The organism is Kandleria vitulina DSM 20405 (assembly GCF_000702065.1).
Taxonomy (GTDB): Bacteria; Bacillota_I; Bacilli_A; order Erysipelotrichales; family Coprobacillaceae; genus Kandleria; species Kandleria vitulina.
In genome coordinates, this window is the sequence record NZ_JNKN01000043.1 from 1 (window position 1) to 11,788 (window position 11,788).

13 protein-coding genes are annotated in these 11,788 nt (G+C 36.1%); 10 read left to right on the forward strand and 3 right to left on the reverse strand.

Annotated features, from left to right (window positions below):
- Nucleotides 1–374: 374 nt before the first annotated feature.
- From T513_RS0108470 to T513_RS0108515, 10 genes are all read left to right on the forward strand, one after another.
- Nucleotides 375–1,592, forward strand: coding sequence for a hypothetical protein (locus T513_RS0108470; RefSeq protein WP_029070509.1), 1,218 nt, complete (start codon nt 375–377; stop codon nt 1,590–1,592).
- Nucleotides 1,593–1,722: 130 nt separating this feature from the next.
- Nucleotides 1,723–2,256, forward strand: a complete 534-nt coding sequence (locus T513_RS0108475; protein ID WP_031589758.1) for a helix-turn-helix domain-containing protein — start codon at nt 1,723–1,725, stop codon at nt 2,254–2,256.
- 12 nt (nt 2,257–2,268) lie between these two features.
- Complete coding sequence (locus tag T513_RS0108480; RefSeq protein ID WP_031589760.1) at nt 2,269–3,849, forward strand: ABC transporter ATP-binding protein; 1,581 nt, start codon at nt 2,269–2,271, stop codon at nt 3,847–3,849.
- Nucleotides 3,849–4,685 (forward strand): ABC transporter permease, encoded by an 837-nt coding sequence (locus tag T513_RS0108485; protein WP_029070512.1) that lies wholly within the window; start codon nt 3,849–3,851, stop codon nt 4,683–4,685. Before T513_RS0108480 ends, T513_RS0108485 begins: the two co-directional genes overlap by 1 nt.
- On the forward strand, nt 4,685–6,580 hold the full coding sequence (locus tag T513_RS0108490; protein ID WP_031589761.1) for an extracellular solute-binding protein: 1,896 nt from the start codon (nt 4,685–4,687) through the stop codon (nt 6,578–6,580). Before T513_RS0108485 ends, T513_RS0108490 begins: the two co-directional genes overlap by 1 nt.
- Before the next feature lie 8 nt (nt 6,581–6,588).
- Nucleotides 6,589–6,723: a hypothetical protein gene (locus tag T513_RS12580; RefSeq protein WP_269082101.1), complete on the forward strand. Its 135-nt coding sequence runs from the start codon at nt 6,589–6,591 to the stop codon at nt 6,721–6,723.
- Between the two features lie 58 nt (nt 6,724–6,781).
- Entirely contained in the window at nt 6,782–7,753 is a 972-nt protein-coding gene (locus T513_RS0108500) for a tRNA dihydrouridine synthase (RefSeq protein WP_031589762.1), read from the forward strand.
- 9 nt (nt 7,754–7,762) lie between these two features.
- Nucleotides 7,763–8,143: a hypothetical protein gene (locus T513_RS0108505; protein WP_031589763.1), complete on the forward strand. Its 381-nt coding sequence runs from the start codon at nt 7,763–7,765 to the stop codon at nt 8,141–8,143.
- A gap of 342 nt (nt 8,144–8,485) precedes the next feature.
- Nucleotides 8,486–8,635 (forward strand): hypothetical protein, encoded by a 150-nt coding sequence (locus T513_RS12240; protein ID WP_155266085.1) that lies wholly within the window; start codon nt 8,486–8,488, stop codon nt 8,633–8,635.
- 84 nt (nt 8,636–8,719) lie between these two features.
- Entirely contained in the window at nt 8,720–9,589 is an 870-nt protein-coding gene (locus tag T513_RS0108515; protein WP_031589764.1) for an alpha/beta hydrolase, read from the forward strand.
- A 6-nt stretch (nt 9,590–9,595) separates the two neighbouring features.
- Here the strand turns inward: T513_RS0108515 and T513_RS0108520 are convergent, their stop codons facing one another.
- The 3 genes from T513_RS0108520 to T513_RS0108530 all read right to left on the reverse strand — a co-directional run.
- Nucleotides 9,596–10,447 carry a patatin-like phospholipase family protein gene (locus T513_RS0108520; RefSeq protein WP_029070517.1) on the reverse strand — a complete coding sequence of 284 codons (852 nt, stop codon included), beginning with the start codon at nt 10,445–10,447 and terminating at the stop codon, nt 9,596–9,598.
- Nucleotides 10,447–11,400 (reverse strand): D-2-hydroxyacid dehydrogenase, encoded by a 954-nt coding sequence (locus tag T513_RS0108525; protein WP_031589765.1) that lies wholly within the window; start codon nt 11,398–11,400, stop codon nt 10,447–10,449. The genes T513_RS0108520 and T513_RS0108525 overlap by 1 nt, the downstream gene beginning before the upstream one ends.
- 162 nt (nt 11,401–11,562) lie before the next feature.
- A partial coding sequence (locus tag T513_RS0108530; RefSeq protein WP_035876980.1) for a transposase occupies nt 11,563–11,788 on the reverse strand: 226 nt, incomplete at its 5' end.

Here is an 11,788-nt window from a genome sequence, read left to right on the forward strand (position 1 = left end):
TCAATGATTTCAGCGGGTCTGTATTCTTTTCTGAAATCCTCAATAAATCTGAATTTGTCGCATGTATTGATTTTTTTTGAATATTGTCGTATTATCATATTGTCGTATGATGGGTGATGAATCAAACTTTGGTCAGGGAGATTCATCACTCTTTTTCTTTCTGAAGGATTGGTATGATACTATTGTACCCCATGCCTTTCCCGCAGATCAAAAAAGAGCGGGTACTGGAAAATATTTCCAGAAACCCGCTGAAAGTAACAGAAAGATGATTTCCCGCAGTTTGGAAGATCATCTTAAAAGATGAGAACTTTGTTTCTCATCTTTTTTTGAGAAATGATTTATGATAAAATTTGAAGAAGAAAAGGGGAGTCAATATGGAAAAAGTATGTCCTCTCTGTGGTGGAGAATTAAAAAAAGAATACTGTGACCATGGTCCATTTTATACTTGTGTGAATGAAGAATGTGAATACAAGGAAGATGAACTAGGTAAACTCATCAAGGAGAATGAAAGAGAATATATCTATAAGACTCCATTAGATGATCTTCCTCCACGCAAGAGAAGAGAATATATGCTACAAATGTCACCGCACATGCGTGTGCTAAGTGTGATAGAAGCTATTTTGCTGTTGCTTACAATCATATCATTATTTATCGATTCATTTCTGTTTGCTGTTATTTCAGTTTCTCTTCTTGTTATCATTGCTATCTTTATGGCAAGAGATTTCCTCTTCATGAAAAGATTGCTTTCAGCTACAAAAGAGGAACAGGATGACTACATCATTGATCGTATGAATGATGAATTTCAAAAAGAAATGATCAAAGATCAGTATCTGAAATCTCATCCTTCAAAGACTGATGTTTCTTCTTTTTATATCAAGAGGAAGTTCTTTTTCTATCTTTTAAGATTAAAGCGAAAAGGCTTGCCTTATCGTTTTATGACTGATCCAATCTTTTCAGATCAGATTATGACAAAGGTAAGAAAAGAAACAGATATGGCTTATAAGATTCTTATTCAGGATAAGAAGAATGAATTGAATTCTTTGTATTATAAGCGTTTTGATCTTCTTGAAGAACTAGAAGAAAAACATTTTAAGGATTATGGACATGATGTCAGAATCAACTTCCATAATGGAGAAGTGCGTATCGGTGATGAACGCATGAAATCTAAGGATATCAAGAAGGTCAACATGGTCAATAACGTCTATGATGATGAAATTGTCATGCAGGGAGATGAACAGCTTGCCTATAGCTATAAGCACGGTGCTGATCTGACACGTATACCAGTTAAGATGTGTGATCATATGGAAATTGTCGTTGAGACAAACAATAAGACACATCACATTGTCTTATTGGATCATTCTCTTGCTATGAAATCACCTGAATATAGTTCTTATTCTAATGATTGTTATAATGTAACCGGAGGATTAAGACGTGCCATGCGTACACCACCTTCAGATGATCATTCATTAGAAGAATCTCCAGAAGTGTTAGCACTAGATAAAGAAATGGAAGAAAAACAGGAAGAACTGCGTACTTTGCTTATTGAAAAGCCAGTCTACAAGGTACCAGACTGTTATAAGATGAAGGAATAAAGACTCACTTTTATGTGGGTCTTTTATTATTTTCATCTAACTTATTGTAAATTATTTATTTCACGGTATAATGTGATAGGATTTAATTAAATAAACAAAAAGTTTACTAAATTAAACAGAGGTATCACAGATGGAAATTGGACATAAGTTAAAAGAACTGCGATTAAAAAATGAATTGACACTAGAAGAGCTCGCATCACGTAGTGAAGTCACCAAAGGCTTCCTCTCTCAATTAGAAAGAGATCTGACCAGCCCCAATATAGCTGCTTTAGAAAATATTCTAGAAGCGCTTGGAACAACGCTTGGTGAGTTCTTTAAAGAGGAGGAAGATAAGCGTTATGTTTTTACGAAAGAAGATTACTTCGTAGATGAAAGAGAAAACGAATGCATTGAATGGATTGTGCCCAATGCACAAAAAAATGTGATGGAGCCTGTTCTTTTGCATCTTCATCCAAAAAAGAAGACAAGAGTTATTACCAGCTATGATGGCGAAGAGTTTGGCTATGTCTTAAAAGGTGAACTTGAACTCTTTATGGATGATAAAAAACATGCAGTCAAGCAGGGAGAAACATTCTATATAAGTGGTGTAAACAGTCATTATCTCTTTAATCCATCAAAAGATGATACCGATGTCCTATGGATTTCTACACCACCACAATTTTAAGGGGATACAATTATGGATGAAAAAAGAAAAATCATTGAATTTAAGCATATCGTAAAAAACTTTGACGATATGCAGGTACTAAAAGGTATCGATTTAGATATATATGAAAATGAATTTGTTACATTGCTAGGACCTTCGGGATGTGGTAAGACAACATTACTACGAATACTTGGGGGATTCATTGAAGCAACGGATGGACAGGTTCTTTTAAATGGAGAAGATATCAAAGACTTACCTCCTTATAAAAGAGAGCTTAATACAGTCTTCCAGAAGTATGCACTTTTCCCTCATATGAATGTCTATGACAATATTGCCTTTGGCTTAAAGATCAAAAAAGAAGCAAAAGATGTCATTGATCAGAAAGTCATGAAGATGCTTAAGCTTATTGGTCTAGAAGGCTATGAGAAAAAAGATGTCACTTTAATGTCAGGTGGTCAGCAGCAGCGTGTCGCTATTGCAAGAGCGCTTGTCAATGAACCAGCAGTATTGCTGCTAGATGAACCATTAAGTGCCTTGGATGCTCGTTTAAGAAAAGAAATGCAGTATGAACTTAAACGTATCCAGCAGGAAGTAGGAATTACATTCATCTTTGTAACACATGATCAAGAAGAAGCCTTAACAATGTCTGATAAAATTGTCATCATGAAAGAAGGAGAAATCCAGCAGGTAGGAACACCTCAGGATATCTACAATGAACCAGTGAACCGTTATGTTGCTTCATTTATTGGTGAATCCAATATCGTAGATGGACGCATGGTTAAAGATGAAGTCGTACGTTTTGATGATATTGACTTCGAATGTGTCGACAAAGGATTCAAGCCAATGGAAAAAGTAGATGTTGTCATTCGACCAGAAGATATCGACATTGTCGATAAAGAAAAAGGAAAAATGACAGGTATTGTCTCTTCAGTACTCTTTAAGGGAGTACATTATGAAATCATGGTAGAAACTGTTCCTGGTACAACTGTTACTGTTAATATGCATGTACAAAAAAATAGTGCCAATGTGGTAAGTGAAGGAGAAGAATCCATTAGTGCCAATGATTTCTATCTTGACTTAGAAGATATGGAAGGCATCGATGAAAAAGAAATCATCGCCCGTGCAGATGCCCAGGCATGGATTCCTGAAACCGATGAAAACATTTCAATTGCCAATATTTCCACGGATTTAAAACAGGAAGTAGGGGAATATGAAGTTACATTCTCTACTTCTAATGGAACATCTATTACTAGAAAAATTCGTGTCATTGATCAAAGAGTCATTGAAAACAAGAAAGCCAATGAAGCTATTTCTGCTTTCAATTTCTTTAAGACAATCGATGAAATTCAGGAATCAATGGCCTTGGATACAGACTTGCGTGTATGGGCTAATGCTCAGGCATGGAAGTTGACTGATGAAGATGAAGATATTGAACTTAATGTAGATTACGACTTTGATGCAGAGTCCATTCATGAAGGAATCTATCCAGTCACATTCTCTACAACAGGACGTATGTTCAAGATTCATACGACAAAATATTGTGAAGAAGGAAAGGAAGTCGGTTTATCTTTCCAAGCTGAAAATATTCATGTCATGGAGAAGATGGGATTCTAATGAAAAGATTTAGAGCGTTAGCGATTCCTTATGTCATCTGGGCAATGCTCATGCTGCTATTACCGATGCTGCTGATTGCATTCTATTCTGTCATGAAAGCAGGCAACAGCGTGCTGCCATTCAGATTGACTTTCGCACATTATATTAAGTTCTTTACTGATCCTGATTTCTTATTGATATTAGGTCGTTCTTTATTGATAGCTATTAAGACAACGATTATTTGTCTTCTTATTGGTTATCCAATCGCATTCTTTATTTCACGTTCATCAGAAAAGATGCAAAAAACATTGGTACTTCTTATTACTTTACCAATGTGGATCAATATGCTCGTACGTACTTATGCCTGGATTGGACTTTTATCTAACGATGGCATCTTTGCAGCACTGTTGAAATTTTTAGGTTTTAAACATGTAAACCTTCTTTATACTGAAACAGCGGTACTTATTGGGATGGTCTACAACTTCCTTCCATTTATGATCTTACAGATCAATACCGCATTAACAAAAATGGATAAGTCATTGCTTGAAGCGGCCAACGATCTTGGAGCCAATAAGGTACAGACATTTAGACGTGTTATCTTCCCGTTATCAATCTCTGGGGTTGTATCAGGTATTACATTAGTATTCCTTCCAGCAGTAAGCTCATTCTTTATCCCTAAATTATTGGGTGGAGGACAATACTTCCTAATCGGTAATGTCATTGAAAACCAGTTCATCACTGTTGGTGAATGGAACTTTGGTTCTGCTATTTCAATGATCATGGCTATCATCATGATGCTTTCAATGATGGCTGTAAGACGTGCTGAACGTCGTTCAGGTGAGGAGGTGTCATCATAATGAAAGAAGAAAAAAGATATTTCGGCAGCATATTGATGACACTGGTCGTAGTGTTCTTCTATATGCCCATCATCTTCATGATGATTTTCTCATTCAATAGTTCTAAATCATTAACACACTTCACAGGATTCTCATTGTACTGGTATAAGACAATGTTAAAGAATCATTCAATGATGGAATCCTTGTATATCACTATTATCGTTGCGGTACTTGCAACATTCATTTCTACAATCATAGGTACAGTAACAGCCATCGGATTGTCACAATCAGGAAAACGACTTAGACGTTTTGTTAATGTGATGAATGATTTCCCATTAATGAACCCTGATATTGTCACTGCCATCGGCATGATGCTATTGTTTATCACATTAAATATCCCTAAAGGCTTTATGACATTGCTGTTGGCACATATTGCCTTCTGTATACCTTATGTCATCTTAAGCGTTTCACCACGAGTACGTGCACTTGACCCTAATATTGCAGAAGCAGCAATGGATCTAGGGGCAACTCCAACACGTGCCATGTGGCAGGTTATTGTTCCACAAATTACCCCAGGTATTATTTCTGGTGCCTTGATCGCATTTACAATGTCATTTGATGATTTCATCATCTCTTACTTTGTAACTGGTGGGGGTATCAAGAACTTAAGTATTATGGTTTACACAATGAGCAAGCGTGTCAATCCGAGTGTCAATGCCATTAGTACAGTTGTTGTTATCTTAGTGACAATTGTTCTTGCTATTGTTAATATTCTACCTATTCTTGCAAAAAGAAGACGTGAACAATCGACACATAACGAATTGGCACAGCGCAAGACTTGGCCAAAGGTTGTCGCTGTTGTTGCGGTTGCATGTGTGGTGATTGGTTCAGTTTTCGCATTACGTCAAACAAGCAATCGTCCTTATGCAGGACAGGAGCTTCATATCTATCTGCCAGGTGAATACCTCTCAGAAGATGTTGTCTCTGACTTCGAAAATGAAACAGGTGCCAAGGTTGTCGTAGATAACTTTGATTCCAATGAACAGATGTATATTAAAGTCGCAAACGGAGAGCGTTTTGATATTCTTGTACCAAGTGATTATATGATTGAAAGATTAAAGAATGAAAATCTTTTACAGAAGATTGATAAACCTGCTTTAAAAGATACATTCAATGCAATTAACAAGGATATCTTGAATCTTTCTTTCGATAAGAATAATGACTATTCAATGCCTTATTTCTGGGGAAGTGTAGGTATTGCCTACGATAAAAGAAAAGTTTCTATTCAAGAACTTGAACATGATGGATTCAATATTTTCCTTAATACCAAATTCAAGGGAGATATCTATCTCTATGATTCAGAACGTGATTCTTTCATGATGGCTCTTAAGGCATTAGGATATTCGATGAATACATCAAACAATGATGAACTTCAGAAAGCTTATAAATGGCTAGAAAAATCAGTTAAGACAATGAAGCCAGAAATTGTTACGGATGAAATTATCGATAATATGAGACAGACAAGAAAAGCGCTAGGACTGGTTTATTCTGGTGATGCTGCTTCAATAATTAGCGATAATAAAAATGTCGGATTCTATATGCCAAAAGAAGGTACAAACATCTGGACAGATGCGATGTGTATTCCAAAGAATGCCAAGAATCCAAAATTGGCACATGAATGGATGAACTACATCAATTCAAAAGAAGCCGCTACTGAAAACTCTAAGTATGTCGGCTATACATCTCCACGTAAGGATGTTGAAGAAGAATTATCCACTTCTACATTTAAAGGCAATGAAGCCTATACACCACGTTCATCTTACAGTAAAGATGAAGTCTTTAATTACAATGATCGAACAAGAAAAACAATTGCGACATTGTGGTCTAGAGTAAAGATTGTCGCAAGTAACTCATAAGGTTTATTATGGAAGAAGAAATAGTAAGTAAACTTTTGAAAAAGATGTTAAGCGATGCGGATGAAAAAGAACTAGAAATTATCCGCATGATGCTTGAAGGTTATCAGCTTATAAAATATAAGGAGAGATTATCAAAAAAATAATCTCTCCTTTTCCTTTTCTATCACTTTATGATAGAATACCTATCTAAAGGAGAAGTCTATGAAGTTTGATTTTGCGCCCATGGAGGGCATTACAGGTTATACCTACAGAAATGCACATAAGTCGCATTTTATAGGAATAGATCGTTACTATACACCATTTCTGGTAGCTAATCAGAATCTCAAATTGAAGAACAAGGAACGCAATGATATTGCACCAATGCATAATCAGGATATCCATATCATTCCTCAGATTCTTTCTAACAAGGCCGGAGAATGTCTATGGGCTATCAAGGAATGTCATCAGCTTGGCTATGATGAAGTGAATATCAATCTTGGCTGTCCATCCCCAACTGTAGTTACTAAAGGGAAGGGAGCAGGGATGCTTAAGGATCTTGATCAATTGGATATGTTCTTAGATGAACTGTTTACACTTCTTCATCTTGATATAAAAGTATCCATCAAGACAAGAATAGGAGTAGAAGATGATTCACAGGCAGAAAGACTTATCAGCATCTTTAATAAATATCCTATTTCCGAACTGATTATCCATCCTCGTGTTCAGAAAGATTTCTATAAGAAGCCAGTACATCTAGATACCTTTGAAAAGATGTTAAAAAAATCAAAACATCCAGTGACATATAATGGCAATATTCTAGATGAAGAAGATTATCATCAGTTTATTGAAAGATTCCCAGAAGTAGAACGCATCATGCTTGGAAGAGGAATGATTTCTAATCCTGCTTTTGCAAGAGAATTGCTTACTCATGAATCATTGACAAAAGAAGAGTTTCTTTCATTCCATCATGATCTCCTTTCAGGCTATCAGGAGCGTATTGGTGGAGATAAGAATGTTCTTTTTAAGATGAAAGAACTCTGGTATTATTTTGAGACACTCTTTTATGTTGATAAAAAATCATTGAAGGCTGTCAGAAAAGCAAAGACGTGCAAGGACTACAAGGAAGCTGTGGAACAGCTTGTTTCTTCTTGTGCAATCAATAATGAATTACACAAAGACATGCATTTCAGATAGGAGGAAAACATGAAAGCAGAAAAAGGTAAATTAGCTTTTTATATCGTTATGCCAGTCCTTATTGTGTATTTATATGGATTATTCTTTAAGAACATCAATCAGATTGCATCATTATTTAATATTGATGGCATTGGAGATATATTGACATCACTGTTTTATTTCTTGATTGGCATAATCTATTATTATTGTTCAACAATAAAGATCAATGGCTATAAGCTTATTTATAAGCTTGTGACCATCATCTATGTGGCATTGTTCTTTTATATTCTATTGACATACTCTGGCTTTAAGTTATTGGGGGATAAATATCTGTTATTTATTAAAGATAACTTTGCAATATACGCCTTATGGTCAGGATGTGCTTTTATGAATCTTATGAAATCAAAGTAGTCTTATGACTACTTTTTTATTCTATTTACTTGAAAACGCTTCCAAACTTGTGTATAATAAAGTTACAAAGATAAAGGAGGACGAGATAATAGAAAAAGATCATTTTATTAAAGGGTGTTCTTCTGTATATTATTGTGTCACATGAGTTGAAAGCTAAATAAGAAGTTTTGCTCCAAAAATGATTCGCTTGTCGAACGTCATGTGTGATATATACGAGGAACCCCTTTTTATAATAATATGATTCTCGTCCGCGGAGCAAAATGATTGTATGATGTAAGTCGGGGGATTTACACTTTATTTTATTAATAGAACATAGGAAATATATGGTAAGGAGGAACAAGTATGAACAAGAAGATCAAAAAGAATGATGAAGTCAAAAAGACTGATGGAAAGAAAGTTAAGATTAATAACTCTGTAAAAGGATCAGTATTTGAACGTTGGGAAAATGAAAAATCTCCATATGTATTGATTCATCCTAAAAAAGTTCGATAAGCAAGAAAGGACTATGTTAAGCATAGTCCTTTTGTTTGTATATAATATTTTAAGATGATAAAATATAAGCGAGGTGGAACATATATGAATAAATACGCAAAAATGATTAGAACACAGTTTGGAAAGATTGATACGAAAAGAGATGAGGGATTAACTATTCCTACAAGTATCAATACGTATAGGGATTTTTCTTATGGGGATAAGAAGTGGCAAGTATTGGATCTGTATACGCCAAAGACACAGAAGGGCCCATTTCCTTTAATTATTAATGTGCATGGTGGAGGATGGTATTATGGTGATAAAGAACGTTATCAGTTTTATTGTTATGAGATGTGCAAGCGTGGCTTTGCGGTTATCAATTTCTCATATCGTCTAGCTCCTGAATTTCATTTTCCTGCACCACTAGAAGATTTAAGTCTTGTTGTTTCATGGATGTATCAAAATTCTTCTTTCTTTAATCTGGATATGAAATCAATCTTTATGGTTGGAGATTCTGCAGGTGCACATATTCTTGGCAATTATATGAATCTATTAAATAATAAAAAGGCTCAGGAAGATGTTGGTGTAAAAGTAGAAGAGCGATTTAAGCCACGTGCGATTGCGCTTATGTGTGGATGTTATAATATAGAAGATCCTACGATTGATACATCACCGGAGCTATTAGAAGGATTGTTCAAGAAAGATGATGATATCAGCAAGTATAATGTATTAACGCATATGACATCATCATTCCCACCAGTCTTCATGATGACTTCACATAAGGATTTTCTTAAAAGTCAGACCCTCGCACTTCATGAGGCATTAATCAATAATGATATTCCATTTACTTACAAGTATTATGTAGGAACCACTACACCACTTTTCCATTGTTTCCATTTAAATGTAAAAATGGAAGAATCACATAAAGTGATGGATGAGATGATTCATTATTTTAAATCATTTATATACAAATAGGGATCGCTAGTGCGATCCCATAAATGTTTTTAATGACTTCAAAGCATTATTGGCGGCAATGCGTCCTTCTTCATAGACACGGACAAGTTCACGTGGCTTATTCTGCATTGCGGAAATATGAAGAGAATGAGGTGGTGCTATGACAAATAGCTCACCTGTTTTTTCTTTCTCTTTAATATCATCCAAGGTCTTATTGTAATGGATATGTCTGTTTTCTAACGCTTTTAAATAAAGCGGATAATCATGATACTTTCGTTTTAAAAGAGGCATAAAGCGGTTCTTCTCTTTACGATAGTCTCTTGGCTGAGTTAATATGACAACATTTTTTTCATAGCCCTTTGTTTCCATGAAATGTAGAGGAATGCTGTCGGCTACGCCGCCGTCTAGAAGTTTGAGTCCTTCAATGTTTACAATATCAGAAACAAGCGGAATGGCCGCGGACGCGCGTATCCATTCCAGCTCGGTGTGTGTTACATCATCGATGCGCCGATAGGCGGCCTGTCCTGTTTCAACGTTGCTTGCAACAACATAGAAGGGCATCTTGTTTTCTTTGCTGGCGTTGATATCAAATGGATCCTTTTTAAGCGGCAGCTCATGATAACAAAATTCTGCATCAAAAACATTCCCACTTTTTAAATAAGAAGACCATGAGCCGTAGCGCTTGTCCTGACAATAGCGCATGTTGTAGCGAATGGTACGTCCAATCTGATGGGATTTGTAGTTGATGCCAAAGCAGGCGCCTGCGGATACGCCTACCGCACCATCAAAATCGATGTTATTTTCCATAAGAACATCCAGCACGCCTGCGGTAAAGAGTCCTCGCATGGCGCCACCTTCTAGTACTAGACCAGTTTTCATTATTCTTCTCTCCTTATGACATGTGTGCGATATCCTAGATTGAGATCGACTTCATTTTCTAGTGGTTCATCTTTTAATAGATGATCAATATTCCTTATGACAAGAGCTGTATAGTATGATTGCACGCTTTCCCAATGATATCCTCCTGAAACATGCGGCGTGATAAGTACCTGTTCCATATCCCAAAGGGGACTTGTATCAGGAAGTGGTTCACTCTCACAGACATCTAGGCATGCGCCAAAGAGGTGATGGGACTTAATATGTTTGATGAGTGCTTTTTCATCGATGGCACTTCCTCTTCCCACATTGGCTATGACGCTGTCTTGTTTCATTAATGAGAAACGCTCTTCATTGAATAAATGAATAGTTTCTTTGGTTTCAGGTAATGCTAATAATACAAAGTCAGCGAGGGGAAGATATTGATCAAGGTGATCAATGGTGTCTTCAATATCCACATAGGGACTTTTAGAAGGGTGTTTTCTTAATCCGATAACATGTGTATCAAACGCTTTGACACGTTTTGCAAATGATAAACCGATATCGCCTAGTCCTACAATGAGGACTGTACTTTTATAAAGCTCTTTGCCAGTATAAAGCTGATGCCAATGATTATTGATATAATACTTAAAATTTTTGTTCATGGCAATGATCATGCCTAATACATGTTCACTGATGACTGGTCCATAACTTCCGCTTGCGTTTGTTAAGCGGGTGTTCTTATTGATATAGTCACCGTTTAAAAATTGATTGTTGCCAGCTGAATTTAAGAAGATGGCTTTTAATGAATCACTGTGTAAATCAAGATTCATATTGGGATTGCCAATGATGAGATTGGCATTGTTGACATCTTCTTGGGTAAGCTCTTCTTTATAGATCATCTTGAATTCTTTGTGTGAATCCATGATTTCTTTGACGTGATGATCATCGATTTCTGCACAGATATAAATATTCATAATTGACCTCATTTCTTTTTGTAGCGTTTTTTTCTGTCTTTATAGACTTTTATCTGGAAGAAGATCCAGAGTGTGAACTACCACCCACCTAAAGGTAGGTGGCTTCTAAGAACCTGACGGTTCTATTTAAGAAGTTTGATATTTAAGTTTCCACCCGACAAGTCAGGCAATCCTTATTCTTACAGGCGTGTCCACTTCGCCTCTACCGTATAGGATGTTAACATCCACAACGCTACTTTTACGCATGATGTTCAATGCGCCATTAACATCCGCATTGATTATTTTCCCGCTTGCGGTTTTATATTGCCCTCTGTGTATTCTTTTGCCGCTAAACTGATATTCTCTTGTGTTATCAGCATTGTAAACAGGAATGTCATCTCTATCCCAG